Genomic DNA, 24395 nt, shown 5'->3' on the forward strand with positions numbered 1-24395 from the left:
CGGAGCAGAAAAATGAGAAAAATTAAAGTAGTTGAAGAAATCAGGGCTGACTCAGTTTTTTCCGGAGCATGCTTAAAAACACGGGGGTAAAACCTAAATAAGCCGCCACCTGCTTTTGTGGAATACGTTGCTCCAGTTGCGGGTATTTCTGTATAAAATCAAGGTAGCGTTGTTCGGCGGTATAGGAAAGGTTTTGATTAATGCGCCGTTGCTGCGCAATGAAAGCATTTTGCAACAGTATTCTGAACAAGCGTTCAAACTTCGGCACTTTTTCATACAGCGCTTCCAGGTGTTCCTTTGAAATCTGCAACAGTACAGTATCTTCAAGGGCATCAATATAATATTCGGACGGCGTGCCGGTAAAGAAACTAAACAGGTCGCTTGTCCACCAGCCCTCAACGCCAAACATCACAATATGTTCTTGGCCGTTGTCGTCGATGGTATACATGCGCACGCAACCGCTGAGGATGAAGTTTTCTGTTTTACAGATATCTCCCTGCCGGAGCAGGAAGGCTTTCTTTCTTAACCTTTTTTCTGTTAACAGCGATAAGAAAAAGTCAATCTCTGTTTGATCGAGCTGGATATGGCGGGCGATGTTTTTAAGCAACAAATCCTCGTTCTTCATACTGGCTATTTACAAATGTCCGGGGATAGTACCGTTGCGGAGGTCTCCAAAAAACTGGCGTACATCCTTTGCTACTACAGTGGGCACTTCCCATTCCGGGAAATGGCCACCCCGTTCCAGGATAGTCCAGCGTTGTACATTGAAACTACGTTCACCCCATTCTCGTGGGGCCGGTAAATTCACGCCATCGTGTAACGCCATCAGGACAGCCGTAGGCACTGATACGCGGGTTTGCTTAGCGGGTTTCAGCACAGTTCCCAGCACGGCCTCCCGGTAAGACCGGATAGCGGCAGCACCGGCGCCGGTAAACCAGTGCAGGGATATATTGTCGAGCAGTGCATCTCTGCCGAAGTGTTCATCTATTTGTTCACCCCCATCGCCCCATCGCTGGAATTTTTCTATGAACCAACTGGCCAGCCCTACCGGGGAATCGGCAAGAGCGGGTGTCAGGGTTTCCGGGCGCGAGGCTTGTATGCGGGCGTACAAGGTTTCTTCCGGCGCCCAGGCCGCCACTTTTTGCTGATAGGCTATTTCTGCTTCACTAAGGTCTGTCGGCATGGGCGACATAAAAGGAAATACGCCCGAACGATGCAGCCCGATGACCCGCTCCGGGTTGTGAAGCCCTATTTGTTGTTGTACAATCCCTCCCTGATCTGAACCACGGCAGGCGAAACGTTCATAGCCCAGGCCTTCCGTCATCAGCCGGGTGACCAGTTCCGCAATCCGGGTGAAGTTCATGCCATGCTTACGGGGAAAGGAGCTAAAAGGATATCCTGGCATAGACACCGCCACCACATCGAAAGAAGGTGTACCGTCTGTACCGGCAGCCGTCAGCAAAGGAATCAGCGGCAACAGTTGTATAAAACTACCCGGCCACCCCTGCATCAGCAATAGCGGAATAGGGTCCGGGCCCTCTCCTCTGGCATGAATAAAATGTAATTGGGTATCTTCTACATCCGCCAGGTAATGATCGAACTCATTCAGCTTTGCTTCCCGTTCGCGCCAGTCATAACCAGATAGCCAATAGGCAGCCAGATCATGCAGGTATTCGCCATGGGTGCCATCTTCCCAGGTAGCATCTTCCATAGGTGATACCCAGCGGGTATGCCGCAGGCGATAATGCAAATCAACAATATCTTCTTCCGGAATGTGGATGCGCATAGGTTTGACGGCAATACCTGTTTTCATAGCTGCTGGTCTGAATTTAAAAATTTCGGTAGATAAAGCTAATATTTATCGCGCATTCTTCCGCGCGTTTTTTATCACGGATTCGGGGCATTTTACAGCTTCCGCCGGGAAAACTATCACAACATTTCTTAAGCAATGCCCGCAAATCGTACCTTAGTGATCACGTGAAAAACACGACTGGTTTTTGTTTATAATAACTTTCCCATGAAAACATTACTGCTGGCATTATTGCTATTGCCTCTTACTTTCTATGCACAAACACCCGATGCCGGCCGGCTGGCATTAACAGGTGCTACCATCTACACGGCGCCCGGTGCTACACCGATTACCAATGGCGTAGTGATAATTGAAAACGGGAAAATCACTGCCGTAGGTAGTGCCCAACAAACAAAGATCCCCGCCGCTATCCCCGTGCTGGATTGCCAGGGACTGGTGTTAATGGCGGGCTTCTGGAACTGCCATGTTCATTTCATGGAACCTAAATGGGATCATGCCGACAGCCTGCCTGTTGCACAGCTCAACCAACAACTCAATGCGATGCTGAACAGTTACGGCTTTACACATGTAATTGACCTGGCAACGCTGAACTATCCTAACCTGCTGACCTTAAAAGCAAGAATCAATAAAGGCGAAGTAAATGGCCCGGCGATGCTAACCGTAGGCATGCCTTTTGTGCCGCCTGGCGGCAATCCATTTTATGTGGAACCGGCGAAACTGCCGGAAATAGGTACCCCGGCTGCCGCGGTGGCTTATGTAACCAAACAGATTAAAGATGGAGCAGACGGGATCAAAGTATGGTCCGCCTCTCCCCGTCCGAACAAAACGGTCCCCATGCCACTGGAAGTATTAAAGGCGGCCAGCACCACCGCACATAAATTTCATAAGCCCGTTTTTGCGCATCCTACCGCTGATACCGGCGTGAACATGGCAATTGAAGGAGGTGTCGATATCCTGGCACATCCATCACCGGATGGTTACCGGCCCTGGGATGCTGCGGAGATAAAGGTTTTACAGCAACATCATATTGCGCTGATCCCTACTTTAAAGCTCTTTAAATGGGAACTGGAGCGGAAAAATATTGAGGCGGCCACCAATCCACTGATGACAACCGCCCTGCAACAAGTGGGCGCCTACGCAAAGGCAGGTGGTGAAATATTATTTGGCACAGACGTAGGCTATGTAGCTGACTATAACACCACAGATGAATTCAGGCTATTGTCTGAAGCAGGACTTAATTTTGACCAGGTGCTGACCGCACTAACCACAGCGCCTGCACGAAGATTTGGTATATCCCAGCACAGCGGCCGCATTGCGAAAGGCATGGACGCCGACATCGTGGTGCTGAAAGCCGATCCACATGCAGACCTCCGTCATTTCTCAGCAGTAGTATATACCATTCGTAATGGCAAGATGCTATATGACAGTCGGACCATGAGCAACCACTAACCCCGGTTACTGAAATGCCTTCAGCAGGCTGTCTTTATATGCCGGAGATACTTCCACAGCGGTGCCGTCGTTCAGGCTCACATAGCCGCCGGCGCCCTTGTGGTAGGACTGTACAAAATGGATATTAATGATATGGGATTTGTGCACCCGTACAAACGGAAGGGGTAACATCTCTGCAAAATGTTTAAGAAAACGGCAGACCATTTTTTTGCTGCCATTGGTCAGGTAGACGTCTGTAAAATTGCCGTTCCCTTTGAGCCGGACTATTTCCCCCATCTTCACTACATCAAATCCATCCAGGGTAGGTAAAATCACCTGCTGCATGCCCGGATTATTTTCGCGGGCATTTTCCATGATGATCCGGTTCCGGTTCAGCCATTGTTGCTGTTGTAACTGTTGTTGCACCTTATTCACTGCAATGATCAGTTCTTCAATACTGACTGGCTTCAACAAATAATAAGCGGCGCTTTGGTTCAGCGCCTTCAGCGAATACTCAGAAAAAGCCGTTACAAAAATGGTTTCAAAGGTAAGGTCCTGGCAACCTTCCAGCACATCGAAAGCATTGCCGAAAGGCATTTCCACATCCAGGAAAACCAGCTGTGGCCGCAACTCTTGTATCAGCGCAATCGCCTCACGGCTATTCTGGGCCGTGCCTACAATGGTTACCTGCGGACAAAATTTCTGCAGGTAGTTTTGTAAGGCGGCCATGGCGGCCGCTTCATCTTCAACGATAACTGACCTGATTTTTTCTGTTAACATCATGACTATCCATTAAGGGAAGTTGCAGTACGATCCGGGTGCCGGTGGCGCCGTTGTCGGTAATTTCGTTCATCTCCAGCCGGATATGGAGATGGTATATATCGTTGAGTAATTGAATCCGCTCCCGGGTATTGGTGATCCCCCTGGATTGATAGGCTTTCTGGTGCGCCGTTTTCAGTCGCTGGCTCTCCGTTAGCCCGATGCCATTGTCGGCGATCACCACCTGCAACACAGGTCCTTGTTTCCCGAAAGTCACCTGCAACAAGCCCTGGGTGGCTTTGTAGCGAAGGCCATGCCACACCGCATTTTCGAGATGTGGCTGTATGAGCATATTGGGAATCATAACCGCATCGGCATCCAGGGTGTCATCGATATCCATCTCATAAATAAATTTATCACTAAACCGCATATGCTCCAGGTCCAGGTAGCTTTTCAGCTGGGCTATTTCCACGGATAGCGGCACAAAATCTTTACTGGAATGTTCCATCACATTGCGCATGAGGCCAGAATAGGAAGTCAGGTATTTATTGGCCTCTACTTCGTTGCTTTCCGCAATATATTGATTCACGCTGTTGAGGCTATTGAAGATAAAATGCGGATTCATTTCCCGTCGCAGTGATTGCAATGCAATTTTTTTATTCTTGATTTTAATGGCATACAGGGAGCGGACAATAAAAAACAGCAACACCGCCATGGCCAGCACAAAGGCTATCAGGAAATAGTTAAGGGTGCTTTTATTGTTGATGAGTGCCTGCTGCAGCGCCTTTTCCTTTTCGAGGTCTTTGATCCGGCCTTCGGTGATATCAAAGATGCCGGCATCTACCAATGAACTGTCCGTTCTGATCAGCGTATCCAGGTGGTGCAGGAAGTTATCGTAACGGGCCAGGGCTACCGCATCCATGCGTTGATCGCGGTAATATTGGGTGAGTGCGAGTAGGCAGTCTTTGGTTTTCGAGGTATTACCGCTGTTGAATGCCAATGTGTAGGCGGCTTCCAACAGGTCGCCGGCTTTTTGGGGTTGGTGATTCCGGGTATACAATTGTGCCAGTTCACGTGATTGGTCTATCTGTAACTCGGTATTGTGTTGTTCCTTCGCCTTTTCCAGTAGTGATTCACTCAGGTGGATGGCGTCTGCTACATTATTGTCGGCCACATATACACCCACTATTTTCTTGCTGATGGCGCTGATTTCTTTGGTGTTGTCGCTTTTCTCGATGGCTTTTTTATAGCTGACAATGGCGGCTGCGGGGTTGTTTTGCAATAGTTGACTATTTCCCAGTTGCTTGTAGGCGTCTGCTGCTTCTTCTTTCTTTCCTTCCCTTTCGAAGATGGCAGCGTTGGATAACGAGTATTTGGCCTGCGCCCCTGGATTAGCGGCGTTTTGCAGGCGGTTGGCATCATTGGTATTGATCGTGTCCTGCTTTCTGTCTGCTGCGATGTCCGCGGCCGAGCGGTAATTTTTGATAGCAGGTCCGATCTTGTTCTGCATTTCCTGCACTTTTGCCAATGAGCGGGCGGTGATGGCAGCGGCATCTTTATTATTCAACCGGTTATAGATATCCAATGCCTTTTGGAGGTAATTTTCTGCTTTGGCATAGTCCTGCTGATCGGTCAGTTCTTTGGCCAATGCTTCATAGAAGCCGGCCGTTGTCAGTTCTCCGTCGTCATTGGAAAGTGAGGTTTTCAGGTCTTTCGCCGCTTTTGATTTCCGGGAACTGCCGGCTTTTTTTGACGGGTAATCCTGTGCCATAGCCCGCGGCGCTAACAACAGTATTCCGAACAAGATAAATATGCCACTACAGTAACGTATCATGGTGATTGATTCCCCTGCAAAATAGTTTTTTTCCGAATGGGCAATAGCATATTTCACCCATTCAACTCCGTGTTTCACCAAGTGGCGCTCAGCAGGGCGGCGAAGACACCCTATTTTCATGGCATCATCTTAAATCAAACAGTATGAAAACAGCATTACTCGCCTGCGCACTGCTGGCATCCGGTTTCGCCCTGTGGCGACAAGAATCCCGGAACCCTATGCCGGAAAAAGTACCTGGTCCGGCCCTTCATCCCGTTGTTGTTCCGAAAGCTTCTCCTTCCGCCCCCACTGCTGCTGCCGACAACACCCATATACAGGTAGCCCTGCTACTCGACACCTCCAACAGTATGGATGGATTAATAGACCAGGCCAAATCAAGGCTCTGGAATATCATCAATACCCTCACCACCCTGAGATACAAAGGGAAAGCACCGGTCATTGAAATTGCCCTGTACGAATATGGCAATGATGGCCTGTCCCGTGAACAGGACTACATCCGGCAGGTAACTCCGCTCACTACCGACCTGGATCTTATTTCAGAAAAACTGTTTTCCCTCCGCACCAACGGTGGATCAGAGTATTGCGGCGCCGTGATCAGGTCTGCCCTGCAATCCTTACACTGGGGGAATGATGAAGCCGATATGAAACTCATTTATATTGCCGGCAATGAACCCTTTAACCAGGGAGAAATCAACTATAAAAAGTCTGTTGCGGATGCCGTGAGCAAAAATATTTTCATCAACACCATCTACTGTGGCGATAAACGCAGCGGCATCAGCGAGTACTGGAAAGATGGCGCCGACAGGGGCAATGGGCAATATTTCAATATTGATTCCGATAAAAAAGTAGCATTCATTGAAACCCCTTATGATGCGCAGATTGAGGCCTGCAATGACCGGATCAACAAAACCTATATTGCATACGGCGCCTATGGATCGGCTAAAAAAAGTAACCAGGTTATGCAAGACAGTAATGCAAAATCCCTCTCCTCCGCCAATTCTACAGAACGTTATGTCAGCAAATCAAAAGCCATCTACAAAAACGAAAGCTGGGACCTGGTGGACCGGGTACAGCAGGATAAATCCGTGTTAAAGACGATGAGGAAAAGTGAATTGCCCAAAGAGTTGCAGGATAAAACACCGGAAGAGCTGTCTGCCTACATCCAGGTAAAAAGTAAAGAAAGGGAAAGTATTCAGAAAGAAATTGCCACCCTGGCCAAACAACGCGAAAAATTTATCGCGGAGGCTTCTAAAAGTGTGGCGGCCACTGATGATCTGGGTGCGGCCATTAACGGGTCTATTGTACGGCTCGCCAACGCCAAAGGCTACCAGGTAGAAAAATAAAAAACGGGCTGGCGGTGGCCATACAGTTAGCCGCCAGTTGTATTAAATAAATGTTAATCCTCCGGCAAACGCGCTGCTGCCGCAAATAGTATCCACCTATTTTCTTTTTTTGCTATCAAAGTTTTATTACTTTTGGCACCCTAATGAGAGTAGTTATCTTTTTTATGTACGTATGTTTCCTCCTGCTAAAGGGGGATGGATGCGTATTTACAGCTACTCAACACTTCCATCTCTGCCGTATTACCAACCAAAATATTCAAAAAATTCAGCAGATAAAATCGGATGACAGCAGTCAGCCCGATATGAGTACCCTCCTTCCGGACCTCGACGACGACATGGACGATATCCTGGTGCGTGACGATGTAGAGGAAGAGGATCCCAGTAACTTTTTTGTCCGCAAATACCGGCTGCTGGCGCGGTTTTGCCTGACACATACGAACCTGTTTACATTAAGTTATCTCCATAAGTGTTTTAATGCCCCTCCCGACTTCCTGGGGCATCTTCCCAATATTTACATTACACAACGGGTGCTCCGGCTCTGACCCATTATTTGCATCGGTTACTCAACAGTGAGATCATGCCAACCTGGTGGAGTTATATAAACCATATACCTCCTGTTACAGTTAAGCCTAGGGGCTACCCCGGCTGCTGATAACCTTTTGCGCCTGCCAGCGCCTGTGCCATACCAGCATACCATCGCTTAATATCCATTAAATATTATGAATAGAATTGTCATGTTCGCGGGCTTATTTGCCCTTCTGAGCTGTAAACAAAAAAAAGAAGAAGTAAAAGAAGAAGAAGCGGAAAAGTACACCGTTACCAGTCCGCTCAAAATTGATACTTCCTTTACCAGTGAGTATGTTTCACAAATAAAATCCGTCCGGAACATTGAAATCCGTGTACAGGAAAAAGGGTATCTGCAAAATATTTATGTAGATGAAGGCCAGTTTGTAAAAGCCGGTCAGCTCCTGTTTAGGATTATGCCTAAAGTGTATGAGGCTGAACTCGCGAAAGCGCAGGCAGAAACCCGTGCTGCTGAAATAGAACTACAGAATACCAAAACCCTGGCCGACAAGAACATCGTTTCCAAAAATGAACAGGCCCTGGCACAAGCCAAGCTGGATCAGGCGAAAGCGGAAATGTCGCTGGCCCACCTGCACCTGTCGTTCACAGAAATCAGGGCGCCATTTGATGGTACCATTGACCGTATCCCTTTCAAACTGGGAAGTGTAATCGACGAAGGCGGGCTGCTGACCAGCCTGTCCGACAACAGCCAGATGTTTGCCTATTACAACGTATCCGAACCGGAATACCTCGACTATCAAACCAATGTCAAAGGCCGCGGCGATAATAAAGTAACGCTGCTGCTGGCTAACAATCAGCCGCTCCCCTACAAAGGAGACGTGGAAACCATAGAAAGTGAATTCAACAGCGAAACCGGCAACATCGCTTTCAGAGCGAAGTTCCCTAACCCGGAGAAGCTGCTGAGAAACGGCGAAACCGGTAAAGTATTAATGACCATTCCGCTTAAAGGTGCACTGGTGATTCCGCAAAAAGCGACCTATGAAATACAGGATAAAATCTATGTGTTCGTAGTCGGCAATAACAACGTGATACGCTCTAAAAACATTACCATCCGCGGGCAACTGCCGGATCTGTATGTGGTGGAAAGCGGACTTTCCGAAAATGATAAGATACTGCTTGAAGGTGTTCAGAAGGCAAAAGATGATGACAAAATCAACTATGACTACCGGAAGCCAGCAGACGTTATTGCACATCTGCGATTAAAAGCAGAATAGTCATTCATTCTTACTAATCGTATACAATGCTTAAAAAGTTTATACAGCGGCCGGTCCTGTCTATAGTGATCTCGCTCATTATTGTGTTCCTTGGATTACTGGCTATCAGCCAGTTGCCGGTAACGCAATTCCCTTCCATATCGCCGCCTAAAGTAAACGTGACGGCCGAATACCCCGGCGCCAACGGGGAACTGATGATCAAATCGGTGATCATTCCCCTGGAAAGAGCCATCAACGGGGTACCCGGACTAAAATACATTGCCTCCGATGCCGGTAACGATGGAGAAGCCTCTATACAGGTAGTATTCAATCTCGGTACAGATCCTAACCAGGCATCCTTAAACGTACAAAACAGGGTGGCCTCCGTAGTGAACAAGCTCCCACCACTGGTAGTACGTGAAGGGGTAAAGATCACCCGCGAGGAATCAAACATGCTGATGTACATTAACCTGTACAGCGACGATCCGCAAGCCGATCAGAAATTCCTGTTCAACTTCGCCGATATTAACCTCCTCCCCGAACTGAAACGTGTGGATGGCGTAGGTTTCGCCGATATCCTCGGTAACCGCGAATATGCAATGAGGATCTGGTTAAAACCAGACCGCATGCTGGCCTACAAAATTTCTGCGGATGAAGTGATGAAATCCCTGGGCGAACAAAGCCTGGAAGCCTCTCCCGGTAAAACCGGTGAAAGCTCTGGTAAAAGATCGCAAACCTTTGAATACGTGTTGAAATATCCCGGCAGGTTCACTACCAAAGAAGGATATGAAAATGTGATATTAAGATCCAGTCCCAACGGGGAAATTCTTCGCCTGAAAGATGTGGCTGACATAGAATTCGGCAGCTCCATGTACGATATCTATTCTAACCTGAATGGTAAACCATCTGCGGCCATTGTACTCAAACAATCGTACGGCAGTAACGCCAGCCAGGTAATTAAGGATATCAAGGCCAAGATGAAAGAGATCAAAGCCAGCTCCTTCCCCAAAGGCATGAATTATGAAATCAGCTATGACGTATCCAAATTCCTGGATGCCTCTATGGAAAAAGTAATACATACCTTACTCGAGGCCTTTGTGCTGGTAGGTTTGGTGGTATTCCTCTTCCTGGGCGACTGGCGCTCTACCCTGATTCCTGCCATGGCAGTACCGGTATCACTGATCGGTACATTTGTATTCATGCAGTTCCTGGGCATTACGCTCAACCTCATCACCCTGTTTGCCCTGGTACTGGCCATTGGTGTGGTGGTGGATGATGCCATTGTGGTGATTGAAGCCGTGCATGCCAAGATGGAGGAACAACACCTGTCGGCCCTCAAAGCCACGAAGAAAGCCATGCATGAAATTGCCGGCGCTATTGTGGCGATTACCTTCCTGATGGCGGCGGTATTTGTACCCGTAGCATTTATGTCGGGCCCTGTGGGCATCTTCTACCGGCAGTTCTCCATCACCATGGCAACTGCTATTATTCTCTCCGGTGTGGTGGCACTAACGTTGACGCCTGCACTCTGTGCCATGATCCTGAAAAATAATCATGGAAAGCCGAAGAAGAAAAATGTGCTGGACAAATTCCTGGATGGTTTCAACAACAACTTTAACCGGGCTTCCAATAAATACATCCAAATACTGGGGACCATCGTTAACCGGAGGATGGTTACGTGGGGAGTGCTGGTAGCTTTCTGCGCCGGCATCTGGTTCATGAATAAAACCGTGCCTTCCGGATTTATCCCGAATGAAGACCAGGGGATGTTCTATGCCATTGTGCAGACGCCTCCCGGATCTTCCCTGGAAAGAACCAACCAGGTGGCCGAGAAGCTACAGAAAATAGCGGAAGGTATTGAAGGAGTACAATCTGTATCCTCGCTGGCAGGATATGAAATCCTGACAGAAGGAACGGGTTCCAACTCCGGTACCTGTTTGATTAACCTGAAAAGCTGGGAAGAAAGAAAGCATTCCGTACAGGAAATCATTACTGAGCTGGAAGAAAAATCCAAAGACATTACCGGTGCTACCATCGAATTTTTCCAACCGCCTGCCGTACCTGGTTATGGCGCTGCCGGCGGATTTGAGCTACGATTGCTGGATAAATTAGGTAGCGGTGATTATAAAAAGATGGAAACCGTGAGCCGGGATTTTGTAAAAGAATTAAACAAACGTCCCGAACTGTCTTCTGTATTCACCTTTTACAGCGCCAGCTTCCCGCAATATATGCTGCGCGTGGATAACGACCTGGCCCAGCAAAAAGGCGTGAGCATTGATAATGCCATGAACACCTTATCAACGCTGGTGGGCAGTAACTACGAAATCAGCTTCATCAAATTTGACCGCCAGTATAAGGTGATTGTGCAGGCATCGCCACAGTACAGGGCGTTGCCGGACGATATCCTGAAACTGTATGTAAAAAATGAACGTGATGAAATGGTCCCTTTCTCTGCTTTCATGAAAATGGAAAAAGTATATGGGTTATCGGAGATCACGCGGCACAATATGTACAATGCGTCGGAAATCAGTGGTGCAGCCGCTCCCGGTTATAGTAGCGGGGAAGCGATTAAAGTGATCAATGAAGTGGCGCAAAAAACACTGCCAAGAGGCTATGGTATTGACTGGGCAGGTATTTCTAAAGATGAAGTGGCCCAGGGCAACCAGGCGATTTATATCTTCCTGATCTGCTTAGGCTTCGTATACCTCATCCTGGCGGCGCAATATGAAAGTTTCATACTGCCGTTGGCGGTAGTGTTATCGTTGCCTCCGGGTATTTTCGGGGCGTTCTTCCTGCTGAAATTATTAGGGCTGGAAAACAACATCTATGCACAGGTGGCGATGGTGATGCTGATTGGTTTGCTGGGAAAAAATGCGGTGTTGATCGTGGAGTTTGCGGTGCAAAAACACCGGTCCGGCGTATCCGTGCTGAAAGCGGCGATGGAAGGATCTAAAGTAAGGTTCCGTCCCATCCTGATGACATCTTTCGCCTTTATTGCGGGGTTGATTCCATTGGTAATGGCTACCGGACCTGGTAAAATCGGGAACCGGACCATTGGCACCGCCGCTGCCGGTGGTATGCTGTTCGGTACCGTTTTCGGCGTACTGGTAATACCCGGACTGTACTACATCTTCGGCAGGATTGCTGAAAGATATGCACTGGTAAAAAATGAGGAAGAGAATCCATTAACCGAAGAAATTGATCACAATGTATAAATTCAGGATACATAGCGGTGTTGGCCTGTTGAGCGCCTGCCTGGCGGTTGCCAGCTGTAAGGTGCCTGCTCTCCTGCCATCTGCCGAAAACAAAGCTGTTCCTGTATCCTATGGCAACAGCCAGGATACCACCAATATATCGGAGTTGCAATGGCGTCATTTCTTTACGGATCAATACCTGGTCAGCCTGATTGATACCGCACTGAAAAACAACCAGGAATTGCTGGCCACGCTGCAGGAAGTAGAAATAGCCCGCAACGATATCCGCTCAAAGAAAGCGGCCCTGCTTCCCACCGTAGGACTCAGAGCGGGTGCAGGCGTCGAAAAGGTAGGCCGGTACACCAGCCAGGGTGCCGGCGATGCTTCTACCGAAATCACTCCCGGTAAAGAAATGCCGGATCCATTGATGGATTACAGTATTGGCGCCTACGCTACCTGGGAAGCAGACATCTGGAAAAAACTGCACAACGCTAAAAAAGCGGCGGTTACCAGGTACCTGTCGACCGTAGAAGGCAAAAACTTTGTGCTCACCAGCCTGATTGCCGAAGTAGCCAACTCTTACTATGAACTGCTGGCACTGGACAATCAACTGGCCATCGTTAAACAGAACATTACCCTGCAGGAAAATGCACTGGAGCTGGTAAAAGTGCAGAAAGAAGCCGCCAGGGTCACCGAGTTGGCCGTACAAAAATTTCAGGCAGAAGTGTTGAAATCACAGAGCCTGGAATTTGACATACAGCAGGACATCAAAGAAACGGAGAACCGGATTAACTTCCTGCTGGGACGCTATCCGCAGGAAATCGCCCGCGATAAAAGCAGCTTCCTCGAGGCGTTACCTCCTGCTGTGAGCACCGGGATTCCCTCCCAACTGCTGGCTAACCGTAGCGATATCAAACAGGCAGAACTTAACCTGGAAGCGGCCAAGCTGGACGTTAAAGTAGCCCGGGCAGAGTTCTACCCTTCTTTTGGTATTTCTGCCGCACTGGGCTTACAGGCCTTTAAGCCTTCCTACCTGGTAAAGTTGCCTGCGTCGTTACTTTATTCGCTGGCAGGCGATCTGGCAGCTCCCCTGATTAACCGGAATGCCATCAAAGCGGAGTTTAGCAATGCAAGTGCCAGACAACTGCAGGCGATGTACAATTATGAACGCACTATTCTGAATGCTTACTTTGAAGTATCCAACCAGCTATCTAATATCAGCAACCTGGAAAAAAGCTATGCGCTGAAATCGAAGCAGGTAGATGCGCTTACAAAGTCCATAGATATTTCCAATGACCTGTTTAAATCAGCCAGGGCCGATTACTTCGAGGTACTGATGACCCAGCGGGATGCACTGGAATCTAAACTCGAACTGATAGAAACGAAGAAACAACAACTCAACGCGGTCGTAAATATTTACAAAGACCTCGGTGGAGGGTGGAAATAAGCAGAAAGCGAGTTTTTGTCTTGTTCAGGATTATACTGATTATACTGATTTTATTTTTTGATTTAATAAGAGTTTGAGAAATAACAATAATTATCTTCTTTAATCTTTTAAAACAAAATCAGTATAATCAGTATAATCCTGAACAAGACAAAAACTCGCTTCCTTATTCTTCTTTCAAACATTGCAACGGGTTCACCATCGCCGCTTTTATCGCCTGCGTCCCTACCGTTAGCCAGGCCGTGACCAACGCTAACAGGCCTGCAATCACAAAATACCAGGCGGTTAAATGGATATGATATGCAAAACTATCCAGCCAGTTTTTACTTACCAGGTAACTCACTGGCAGGGCAATGGAAATAGCGACCAATACCAGCTTGGTAAAATCGGTGGTGAGCAGCAAGATAATATTCATCACACCAGAACCATGAATTTTCCGGACGCCTATTTCTTTTAATCGCCGCTGCGCCGTGAATGTGGCTAACCCAAATAATCCCAGGCAGGAAATGAGAATCGCCAGGCCGGCGAAATACTGCGACAATAGCTGCACGCGCTTTTCACCAACATACTGCGCCTGGTAGTCGGCATCCAGGAATTGATAATCGAACGCGTAACCCGGGTTCATACCCCGGAAAATCTTCTCCACATCCCCTACCACTGCGGTTTCCTTGCCAGCAGCTACTTTAATCATGATGTTGGTGGTTTTCCTGGGCGCTATTTTGAAAAACAACGGTTGTACTGCTTCGTGCAAACTCAGGAAATTAAAGTTAGCAGCCACTCCAATGATTTGCCTGTTTTGTCCCCAGAGGTTGATGGTTTGTCCTACAGGGTTCTTCAGCTTCATCACCCGCACTGCTGCTTCGTTAAAGATGATGGCGTTGCTGTCTGTTGGATAGTCCCGGGAAAAGGCACGTCCTTCCTTCATCGGGATCCCCAGGGTTTCTATCATATCATAGTTCACGGTTACGTTTTCAAACTTCACCATCTCCTCTGCACCTTTTCCTTTCCAATTGAGTCCTACGGTAGTGCTGTGCGTGCCTACAATCACGTCTTCCATACTGGAGGCTTTTATCACGCCCGGCACATTTCTTACCTGCTCCAGGAAAGACTCCAGGTGATCATTCAGTGCGCCTTCTTTCTGGAAATAAATGATATTATCCTTGTTGAATCCTACCTGCCGCGACTGTACGTAAGCCACCTGTTTATATACTACTAATACCGCCACCAGCAATATAATAGATACGGTGAACTGAAATACGACCAGCCCTTTCCGCGCCCATAATTCGCCAATGGAAGCATTCATTTTACCTTTTAATATTTTAACCGGATCAAAGCCGGAAAGATAAAGTGCCGGGTAAGCTCCCGCCACCACACCTGTAAACAGGGTAATGCCCAGTAACGAAAGCACGATGGTTAGATCGGGGCGTAATACGATCTGCTTTTGCATCATCTCATTAAACCCAGGTAATACGAGCAGCATTAATACAATGGCCAGCCATAAAGCCAGGAAGCTAATCAGCAGTGATTCGCCCATATACTGAATGATCAATCCTTTTCGGCTGGCGCCAATAGCTTTTTTTACGCCCACCTCTTTCATCCGCGTAGTGGCTTTGGCCGTAGAGAGATTGGTAAAATTGATACAGGCAATGGCCAGTACCAGCAACGCTATGATGGCAAATAATTTCACATACCCGATTCTTCCGCCTGCCTGTTTCCCATTTTCATAGTTACCATACAGGTACCCGTCGGCATAAGGCCGTGCAAACAGCGTACGGTAATCATTCCCATTACTATGTTGCTGCAGCAGGTGGGCAATCTTTGTGTTAAACCCTGCGATATCCGTTCCTTTTTTCAATACCACAAATGCGTTGCAGCCGTAGTTGCCCCAACTCAGGGCATCGGGATCTATTTCTTTAAACACGTCAAAAGGAAGGACGAAATCAAATTGCGTAGAGGAATTACGCGGCACATCACGGAATACGCCTGATACCACGGCCTGGGTAGTATGCCCATCCAATTGCCATTCCATGGTTTTGCCCACCACATTACCAGTTGTGGTAAACAACCGCCGGGCAAGGCTTTCAGAAATAACAATATTATTTTTCGTGGCCAGCACCTGGTTTTTATTGCCGGCAATTAAATCATAGGAGAATACATTGAAATAATCTTTCCCGGCAAATTGCCCTACTGCCTTCAGTTTCTCATGTTTATTGGCGGCTACCAGCATTCCGGGGAACCAGGAAGTGGGTGTTACGGGCACGGCGTAGGCCACTTCCGGCACATCAGCCGGCAGGCTTTCTGCCAACAGCGCAGCAGTGCCATCTGTAGTCATGATATCGCCGCTATGCTGCTGATTTTCCATGAGCTGAAACAACTCATGGCTATTTTGATGAAAACGGTCTACACTTAATTCATCCTGTACCCACAGAAAAATCAGTAAAGCGCAGGCCATACCGGTAGACAAGCCCACCAGGTTAATGAAAAAAGTGCCTTTGTATCGTTTGGCATTTCTGTAGATCAGTAACAAATATTGCTGGAACATAAATATCAATTTCAGTTGATAGCGCAATGGTCTTCACCTGGGACAGTCCAAGAAAGTGCCATTATTTTAAGCCCCTATAAATCAATGAAATTAATATGCCTACAGGCGGAAATATGTCCGCTTATGAACAGGTGATCTGCGAATGTGAACAAGCTTACAAGATAACGCAGCTTTCATTGGTAACCAACCGGCGGTTAATTACCAGCAGCGAAATGTAGCACCATCTGCAGGGCCTCGTCTCTCTCCCATACCTTGTCCTGTAAATCTCTTTTGATCAGTATATCTGGTTGTACCGGGCCGTTCTTAGCCCGGTGACAATCCGCACCGTGACTAAACGAAGTGGTAGACTGTATCTGTATTTTGCTATTAGGCATGATAATACCAAATGCCTCTCCAAAGTCCTGTGTATCTTCGCCGGTAGGTTCTCCAATGAGTGCTCCTAAACGATAGGTTTTTTCACGGGAAAGCATGCTTTGTGCAGTACTGTGGCTAACTCCCAACAGGAGGATTAACGACAAAATAAATCTTTTCATGTAGTGGCGGTCTGACGCCTAATATAAGAAACACTACGATAAATAAAGCTCCCAATTTTGCAATAATTAACTATCTGTCTGCTCTTTTTAACCCACTGACGTATCACATCTGTTTGTTAATTACTTTTAAGCCGCATAATCAGGTAATTAAACACATTTGTATGTTTTCACAGGAAACTTATAGTAACAGGAGAAAGCGGCTGCAATCAGCCATTGGACAGGGCATTATTTTACTGCCAGGTAATGACGACAGCAGCATGAACTATAAAGACAACATCTATCCATTCCGGCAGGACAGCTGCTTTTTATATTATGCAGGCATAGACCGTCCGGGGCTTACATTGATAATAGATACAGATAATAACCGGGAGATATTATTCGGCGACGAAGCCACCATAGAAGAAATCATGTGGGCGGGGCCTATTCCCTCGCTGGCCTCACAGGGGGCTGCAACCGGGCTGACAGAGATCCGGCCGTTATCGGAGTTACCCGATTTTTTATGGCGCTGCGTAAACCTGCAACAGCCCATTCATTTCCTGCCACCTTACCGCGGAGAAACTACTTTAAAATTGAGCAGCTGGCTGGGCATCCCTGGTGGCGAAGTTCCACGGCGTGTATCCGTTAAGTTAATAAAGGCAATTGTAAGCCAGCGCTCCATTAAAACCGCTGAAGAAATCGTACAGATTGAGGACGCCGTAAATACCACCATCGACATGCAATTAAAGGCCATGGAGCTGGCAGCGGCAGGCGTCACCGAAACTGAAATTGCAGGGCGACTCCAGGCGGTAGCCATCGCTGCAGGCGGCAATATTTCTTTCCCTGTTATACTCACGGTAAACGGGCAATTCCTCCACAACCACCCGCACCCTACGCCTTTGCAAAAAGGACAGCTCGTATTGTGCGACTGCGGCGCAGAAAATGCCATGCGTTATGCCGGCGACCTTACCCGTACACACCCGGTCGATAAAAAATTCACTACCCAACAAAGAGAGATCTACGATATTGTACACCATGCCTACCAAACGGCCGCTGATGCAGCCAAACCGGGCGTACGCTTTAAAGACGTACACCTGCTGGCCTGCGAACAACTGGCAACCGGACTGATTGAACTGGGACTCATGAAAGGCAATGCAAAAGAAGCAGTGGCGGCAGGCGCCCATACCCTGTTCTTTCCTTGTGGCCTTGGTCACATGATGGGCCTGGATATTCATGATATGGAGAATTTGGGAGAAGCGTACGTAGGCTATACCGATACCCTGGAAAAAAGCACCGCCTTCGGACTGAAATCATTACGGCTGGGACGTGAGCTGGAAGAAGGTTTCGTATTCACGATTGAGCCGGGCATTTACTTCAATCCCCTGCTCACCGATGCATGGCAAAGCACCGGTAAACACACCCATTTTATCAATTACGAACGTGTAGCAGATTACCGTAACTTTGGCGGCGTGCGTGTGGAAGACAACTTCCTCGTTACCGCCTCCGGCAGCCGTATATTGGGGCGTCCGTTTGCCAACACCGCCACCGACATTGAAAACCTGCTCCAGTCATAAATTTCCGTTAGCATGAAAAACAAACTACTCCTGTTCCTCTCCGTGGTGGTCTTAAACGCCTGCCAGGAGCACAAAACCGACAACAACAACGACCAGCAACTATCTGTGCTCGCTGAAAAATATGTGCGGCTCGGTCTTAATATCGGGCAATACGATCCTGATTTTGTAGATGCCTATTATGGCCCTGATTCGTTGAAACCAGCAACCATCCGGCAGGACGTATTTCCTAAAGATAGTTTTCTGCAGGCGGTAGATACCCTGAAAGCGTCTTTACAACAAGTGGCCACCGCAACAAAAAATGATACGGTCCGTGTCCGCGCCGACTGGATGATGCGTCAGCTCACTGCTTTCGGCAGGCGTATCAAAATATTCTCCGGTGAATACAGCACCTTCGATGCGGAGTCCAAAGAATTATTTGATGCCGTAGCGCCTACCTACCCGGAAAGTTATTACCAGTCGCTCGTAGCGAAGCTGGACAGCCTGTTACCCGGCAAAGGCCCGGTAGCTGACCGTTTTCAATTACTGGCCAATCACTTCATCATCCCCCAAAATAAACTGGATACGGTTTTTAAAACCGCCATCGCAGAAGCCCGTAAACGCACCTTGCAACATTACCCGCTTCCGCCGGATGAAACCTTTACGCTGGAATATGTATCCGGTAAACCCTGGATGGGATACAACTGGTACAAAGGCCACTACACCAGCCTGATTCAAATCAGCGCCGACTTGAAAATCTTTATTGAAAAGGCCATCGACCTGGCCTGCCACGAAGGATATCCCGGCCATCATGTATACAATATGCTGCTGGAAAAGAACCTGTATCATGACAAAGGATGGATAGAAATCTCCCTGTATCCGTTGTTCAGCCCCCAGTCGCTGATTGCAGAAGGCAGCGCCAACTACGGCATTGAAATGGCATTCCCCGGCGATGAAAAAACAACGTTTACCAAAAATGTATTGCTGCCGCTTGCAGGCGTAGATACTACCGGCATCACTACGTACATCAACGCACTGGCCATCAAGGGCGCACTCAACTATGCCCGCAATGAAGTAGGCAGAGGCCTGATCAATGGCACCATGTCCGACTCTACTGCCTTACATTGGCTACTGGACTATACCCTGCTCAATAAAGAAGCCGCAGACAAAGGAATACTCTTTATTAAGAAAAACCGTAGCTATGTGATCAACTACAACTATGGACAAGACCTGATCAAAGATTATATTTCCGCCGTGCCGGAAGATAAGAGATGGGAACGTTTCGGGCATTTGCTCAGCAATGAAATTACCCCGACGAGTTTGATGAAGAAATAGATCAAAGCGAATTTTGTCTTTGTACAGGATTAAACTGATTATACTGATTTGTTTTGCTGATTTTGTAGGATTATAAAAGATTAGGGGAGATAAAAGCGAACTTGCTTATATCTCCCCTAATCTTTTATAATCAAAAAATAGAAATCAGTATAATCAGTTTAATCCTGTACAAAGACAAAATCCGCTTTGATCACTACTTGCGCGCTATTATCAATGATGATAACCATTTCGACATTACCAACAACAGTACCCCGGCAACACCCACCACTACTACAAACAGCAGGAAGAAATCATAGGCATTACGAATCATATATCCTCCAAGCGCAATCACACGGCCGGGTTCAGGGTATAAGGTACTTAACACGCCTGCTAATTTATTGGCCGCCGCAGTGGCCAGGAACCATACTGCCATCAGCAGGGAAGAAAATTTCAGCGGAGATAATTTATTGACCAGCGACAACCCGATGGGCGATAAACAAAGTTCTCCAAAAGAATGCAGGGCATACATGCCCGTAATCCAGATAATGCTCACCTTTGTACCGGGTCCTGCTTCTTTTACGCCAAATACAATCCATAAATATCCCAGTGACAACAACAATAATCCAATACCCATCTTCACGGCAGCTGAAGGCTCGTATTTGCCCATGCGGGGCCACAGCCAGGCAAAGAAAGGGGCAAATAGTACGATGTAAATAGAACCCAGTGAGAGGAAAAGACTGGGTGGTACATCCTCCAACGCCAGTACTTTTTCACCACTCACGAGGAAATAGCCATTACCGCCAAGGATACCGAAAAAGGATAACCACAGTAACGCATATACGGTATTACGCAATACCCGGTCTGCCGGCAATGATAGCTGGCGCCGGGCTTTCTGGTACAGCAAATAGATACCGTATACCAGGAAAACACTCACCAGTTGTATGCTCCATACAGGTATCCGCCAGCCCAGGTGACGGTTGGTTTGTTCATCCGCAAAAAAAGTCAGGGAGGCGCCTGCCTGTTCAAAGGCAGCCCAAAAGAAGATGACAAAAAAGGAAATGATGAAAATGACTTTAATCCGTTGCTTCTCCAGCCAGGTAAGGGATGGATCCCGGAAGATAATCACTGCGATCAGGATAACCGCTACCAGCAACAGGTACGACAAATAATTTACCACTTCTGCATCCAGGTATAGTAAGCCTATCATCACCAGCGAGATCAACACAAGGCCACCAATCATTACCAACGGTTGTAATAGCCTGGCGGATGTCTTTTCCGGTGTGAGGCCCAATACCTTTCCTTCCGGGCTCACCACATAGCGGTGGTGAAATACGGCCTGCACAATTACACTGATGATCATACTAACGCCACCTATCAGGAATGCCCATTTGAAATCAGCCGGGTGGCCCGTATCGCCGGCCAGTCCGCATATGATGGGGCCCAATGCCCCACCTGTATTAATTCCCATATAAAAGATGGTGTAGGCCGTATCTTTTCTATTATCTCCGTCGGGATACAGTTGTCCCACCAGGGAAGATATATTTGGTTTGAAGAAGCCGTTGCCTGCAATCATGCAGCCCAGGCCACTGAAAAAGAGCAGCAGGGACACCTGTTGCGCGTGTTGAAATAAAGAGGCGCTCACAAAGAGAATCAGCTCTCCTATGGCCATCACAATGCCACCTGTGATGATGGAACGCCGGTTACCCCAGTAGCGATCGGCCATGTAGCCGCCCAGCAAGGGGGTGAGGTAAATCAAGCCGGTATAACTACCATACAGGTTGGCAGCAAACACTTTGCTGAACAGCAGCGCTTTGGTCATAAACAGGATCAATACGGCACGCATACCGTAGTAGTTGAATCGTTCCCACATTTCTGTGGCAAAGAGAATATACAGCCCTTTAGGGTGAGATGCCGGGCGGGAGGTCTGGGACATAACGTTTCATTTACAGCGTCCCATGATAGCAGGGCGCCCATTTCCAAATATGCGCTGCTTTGGCAGATATCTGTTTGCAGTAATTACCCCGATGTGCGTTCATTTTAACCTGGCGCACCAAAGGAACCTGATACGGGGATTTTCACGGGTAAGGCGATGATGGTTACTTGGTATATTTGTTTCACTATTCAATGCAAACCCGATTTTATGGCAGCTCCTCTTATTCCCTCAAAAAGTGTCAACGCCTGGATATACCTGGACGAAGACGAACCCAAAGGCACCGGTTACACCTCCATCAACAGTAGTTACCAATCTCTCGTTTACAACAACGTGTATAAAAATACAGACATGCTGATGGTCTGTTTTTTTGCCGTATTACTGGATCCCGCCGGCTATTACACCATCGACATTGGTAACGCTGCCACCGTACACCCGGATGGCTCCACCACTGCACAATACCTGCAGTATGTAATACAGGACGCCCGCGCCCAGAACCCCAAAGTGAAAATACTGGCCACCATCAACTACAACACAGACACGCTGGCACAGATATTTTCCTCCGATTCCAGCCAGTGGCCTACAGAAGCCAGCAACTTTGCCGCCAATGTAGCCAACTATCTCACCCTTCAACAAATGAACGGGTTGGATATCGACTGGGAAGGCAGCTTCTCTACGGCTATCACCGCGCAGCAGTTCAGTATTCTTTTTAATGCCATCCGGCAGGCCTTCGATGCCACAACCGGCGATTACCTGTATCTCAGCTTCTCCCCGGCCAACGTGGGCAACCTGGATGTTCCTACCATGAATGCCTGCTTTGATATCGTAAACCTGCAATTGTACTCCGGGTTCACCTTTGTGAACGAATTTGTAGACATCGGCATCAATCCCTTACTGATGGCGTATGGCGCTAAGTTTGAATCGAATTACCAAACCGCCAACAACGCTTATGACCAGGCCCAGGCCGGGTTTAACTACAAGGGTACCCCATATGTTTACAATAATATTACCCAGTGGCGGCTCAACTCCAACAACTATGAATATGAGCAGGGTCAACAAATATTGCTGTATCAATTTGCCTACGGCGTCTTCTCTTCTCCCTTTAACGACGGCCCCCTCGTGAGCAAAGCCGGTAACCCGCCCATCAGCAATCTCGCTATCAACAGCGGTGAAGTGCTGGACGCCTTACAAGCCACCAATACCTGGATCACCAATGGCACTACCAACGTACTGGGCCTGCTGCAGCATGGCGGCAACGGCGGTCATAGCCAAACCATCAACCTGGCCTCTGGTGAGCTCATCACGGAAATATCCGGCTACAGCGGCGTTTGGTTTGGCTGGCAGGTAACAGCACAGGTAACCGTTAAAACCAGCCTGGGAAAAACATATGGCCCATATGGTACCATGAACAATGTATCTTCCCCTACACCTTTCAGCTATATAGCACCTAACGGCCAGAGCATTGTGGCCTTCATCGGCCAAACCATCCAGGTGCCGTTAGCAGGTGGCGGCACTACCATGGTAGTAGCCTCCCCATTAACCGTAAGCTTTGGATAAGCAAATAGGCGGACTGCTGATTGTGACAATTATTTTCTATATTCGTCACCATCAGCAATCAATATATTATATGAAAGGATACGCTTTATTACTCTCTTTATTCGTTTCGGTAGCCGGCTATGCCCAGAATACGATTAACAACTACAAGTATGTACTGGTGCCAGAAAAGTTCAATTTCTCCCGGGAAATAAATCAGTATGGATTAAGCACACTGACCCAATCACTCCTGGAGGAAAAAGGATTTGCCTCCTATATTGACAATACAGAAATACCCAAAGAAATAGCGGCCAATCGCTGCAATGCCCTGAATGCCGATGTAGTGCAGAAAAAAGGCCTTTTTGTAACGAACCTGACACTGGTCCTGAAAGATTGCCGCGGTAACATCATTTTCAAAAGTAAAGAAGGTAAGAGCCGCGAGAAAGAATTTGCCACCTCTTATAACCTTGCGTTAAGAGATGCATTTACTTCCCTGAATGATGTGCCTTATGCGTATAACGGTACTATCAACGAAGCGGTAACACAAGCACCTGCTGCTACCGTAGCCGCACCAACGCCGGCACCTGTACCTGCCCAGGTATCCGCTCCAGCCACCGCCCCCGTGGTAGCAGAAGTGAAGGAAGCCGCCGGCACCTTGTATGCCCAGGCCACCGCCAATGGTTATCAACTCATTGACACCTCGCCTAAAATAGTATTGACATTGTTAAAAACTTCTGCAGCAGATTATTTCATCGCAGACAACGCTGCCGGCCATGGTATTGTGTTGAAAAAGAACGGCGACTGGCATTTTGAATATTACAAAGATGGCAAGCTGATTTCTGAAAAGCTGCTGATTAAATTCTAAGTCTTACCGCATTAAATAAAAGCAGATAGCTTACCAAACCGGTAAGCTATCTGCTTTTAAAGGGCCTGCCTATTTACCCAGGCCTCCTTTGTCAGCTCAAACTTAATTTCTTTTTCCCCATGCCGGCCTACCTCCTGCCAGCCAGTCATCCGGTAAAAGGTGGCCGCCCTGGTACCCGGAGCGGTTCCTAACCAGATATAGTCTTTCCCCTTAGTAAAAAACCAGTCGAGCATTAAACGCTGTAGTTGTTTTCCGATTCCCTTTCCTTCGTACCCGGGCAGCAGGAACAGTGCCCATACATTGTCTTCCCATACATCTGCAATGGAGAACCCAACTATACGTTCGTCCGCCTCACATACCCATCCCCGGCCTCTTTCCGTTAAAAACGATACATAGTCGTTGGGCGTGATCAGGTTGGGGTCAGACAACCGGTTTTCTGTGACCGCTGTTCGAACGGCATGGATTTGCGGGATATCTTCGATGTTTGCTACTCTGAAGTGCATTGTTATTTTTTGTTGTTACCAAACATAAGTATCTCCGAAAATAAATTAAAAAAGTGAAG

General features: G+C 47.8%; 18 protein-coding genes. 10 read left to right on the plus strand and 8 right to left on the minus strand.

The window, feature by feature from the left end; all coding sequences use genetic code 11:
- Window positions 1-40: 40 nt before the first annotated feature.
- Window positions 41-625, minus strand: coding sequence for a cyclic nucleotide-binding domain-containing protein (locus tag AC5ZC7_RS14125; RefSeq protein WP_496162468.1), 585 nt, complete (start codon window positions 623-625; stop codon window positions 41-43).
- A gap of 9 nt (window positions 626-634) precedes the next feature.
- Window positions 635-1813 (minus strand): alpha/beta fold hydrolase, encoded by a 1179-nt coding sequence (locus tag AC5ZC7_RS14130; protein ID WP_496162467.1) that lies wholly within the window; start codon window positions 1811-1813, stop codon window positions 635-637.
- A gap of 204 nt (window positions 1814-2017) precedes the next feature.
- Between AC5ZC7_RS14130 and AC5ZC7_RS14135 the strand changes: the two genes are divergently transcribed.
- Window positions 2018-3259 (plus strand): amidohydrolase family protein, encoded by a 1242-nt coding sequence (locus AC5ZC7_RS14135; protein ID WP_496162466.1) that lies wholly within the window; start codon window positions 2018-2020, stop codon window positions 3257-3259.
- Between the two features lie 6 nt (window positions 3260-3265).
- Here AC5ZC7_RS14135 and AC5ZC7_RS14140 read toward each other — a convergent pair whose 3' ends face one another.
- Window positions 3266-4021: a response regulator gene (locus tag AC5ZC7_RS14140; RefSeq protein WP_496162465.1), complete on the minus strand. Its 756-nt coding sequence runs from the start codon at window positions 4019-4021 to the stop codon at window positions 3266-3268.
- Window positions 3984-5768 (minus strand): histidine kinase, encoded by a 1785-nt coding sequence (locus tag AC5ZC7_RS14145; protein WP_496162464.1) that lies wholly within the window; start codon window positions 5766-5768, stop codon window positions 3984-3986. The genes AC5ZC7_RS14140 and AC5ZC7_RS14145 overlap by 38 nt, the downstream gene beginning before the upstream one ends.
- A 206-nt stretch (window positions 5769-5974) precedes the next feature.
- On the opposite strand from AC5ZC7_RS14145, the gene AC5ZC7_RS14150 reads away from it, so the two are divergent.
- The 5 genes from AC5ZC7_RS14150 to AC5ZC7_RS14170 all read left to right on the plus strand — a co-directional run bounded on the left by AC5ZC7_RS14150 (window position 5975) and on the right by AC5ZC7_RS14170 (window position 13593).
- Window positions 5975-7174 carry a vWA domain-containing protein gene (locus AC5ZC7_RS14150; RefSeq protein ID WP_496162463.1) on the plus strand — a complete coding sequence of 400 codons (1200 nt, stop codon included), beginning with the start codon at window positions 5975-5977 and terminating at the stop codon, window positions 7172-7174.
- Window positions 7175-7317: 143 nt separating this feature from the next.
- Window positions 7318-7716: a hypothetical protein gene (locus AC5ZC7_RS14155; RefSeq protein ID WP_496162462.1), complete on the plus strand. Its 399-nt coding sequence runs from the start codon at window positions 7318-7320 to the stop codon at window positions 7714-7716.
- 177 nt (window positions 7717-7893) lie between these two features.
- Window positions 7894-8973, plus strand: a complete 1080-nt coding sequence (locus AC5ZC7_RS14160) for an efflux RND transporter periplasmic adaptor subunit (RefSeq protein ID WP_496162461.1) — start codon at window positions 7894-7896, stop codon at window positions 8971-8973.
- A gap of 26 nt (window positions 8974-8999) precedes the next feature.
- Window positions 9000-12167, plus strand: coding sequence for an efflux RND transporter permease subunit (locus AC5ZC7_RS14165; protein ID WP_496162460.1), 3168 nt, complete (start codon window positions 9000-9002; stop codon window positions 12165-12167).
- Entirely contained in the window at window positions 12160-13593 is a 1434-nt protein-coding gene (locus tag AC5ZC7_RS14170) for an efflux transporter outer membrane subunit (RefSeq protein ID WP_496162459.1), read from the plus strand. Before AC5ZC7_RS14165 ends, AC5ZC7_RS14170 begins: the two co-directional genes overlap by 8 nt.
- Window positions 13594-13756: 163 nt before the next feature.
- On the opposite strand, the gene AC5ZC7_RS14175 is transcribed toward AC5ZC7_RS14170, so the two are convergent.
- The gene (locus AC5ZC7_RS14175) at window positions 13757-16132 is read right to left on the minus strand and encodes an ABC transporter permease (RefSeq protein WP_496162458.1); all 2376 of its coding nucleotides are present in this window, start codon (window positions 16130-16132) and stop codon (window positions 13757-13759) included.
- Window positions 16133-16326: 194 nt separating this feature from the next.
- On the minus strand, window positions 16327-16665 hold the full coding sequence (locus tag AC5ZC7_RS14180; protein WP_496162457.1) for a hypothetical protein: 339 nt from the start codon (window positions 16663-16665) through the stop codon (window positions 16327-16329).
- A gap of 161 nt (window positions 16666-16826) precedes the next feature.
- On the opposite strand from AC5ZC7_RS14180, the gene AC5ZC7_RS14185 reads away from it, so the two are divergent.
- Entirely contained in the window at window positions 16827-18215 is a 1389-nt protein-coding gene (locus tag AC5ZC7_RS14185; RefSeq protein WP_496162456.1) for an aminopeptidase P N-terminal domain-containing protein, read from the plus strand.
- Between the two features lie 12 nt (window positions 18216-18227).
- Window positions 18228-19526, plus strand: coding sequence for a hypothetical protein (locus tag AC5ZC7_RS14190; protein WP_496162455.1), 1299 nt, complete (start codon window positions 18228-18230; stop codon window positions 19524-19526).
- A 193-nt stretch (window positions 19527-19719) separates the two neighbouring features.
- Here AC5ZC7_RS14190 and AC5ZC7_RS14195 read toward each other — a convergent pair whose 3' ends face one another.
- Window positions 19720-21438: an oligopeptide:H+ symporter gene (locus AC5ZC7_RS14195; RefSeq protein ID WP_496162454.1), complete on the minus strand. Its 1719-nt coding sequence runs from the start codon at window positions 21436-21438 to the stop codon at window positions 19720-19722.
- A 207-nt stretch (window positions 21439-21645) separates the two neighbouring features.
- Between AC5ZC7_RS14195 and AC5ZC7_RS14200 the strand changes: the two genes are divergently transcribed.
- Both AC5ZC7_RS14200 and AC5ZC7_RS14205 read left to right on the plus strand, forming a co-directional pair.
- On the plus strand, window positions 21646-22992 hold the full coding sequence (locus AC5ZC7_RS14200; RefSeq protein WP_496162453.1) for a jacalin-like lectin: 1347 nt from the start codon (window positions 21646-21648) through the stop codon (window positions 22990-22992).
- Window positions 22985-23833, plus strand: coding sequence for a hypothetical protein (locus tag AC5ZC7_RS14205; RefSeq protein ID WP_496162452.1), 849 nt, complete (start codon window positions 22985-22987; stop codon window positions 23831-23833). The genes AC5ZC7_RS14200 and AC5ZC7_RS14205 overlap by 8 nt, the downstream gene beginning before the upstream one ends.
- Before the next feature lie 56 nt (window positions 23834-23889).
- On the opposite strand, the gene AC5ZC7_RS14210 is transcribed toward AC5ZC7_RS14205, so the two are convergent.
- Complete coding sequence (locus AC5ZC7_RS14210; RefSeq protein ID WP_496162451.1) at window positions 23890-24336, minus strand: GNAT family N-acetyltransferase; 447 nt, start codon at window positions 24334-24336, stop codon at window positions 23890-23892.
- Window positions 24337-24395: the final 59 nt, after the last annotated feature.

The organism is Chitinophaga sp. 9-1-y (genome assembly GCF_059511905.2).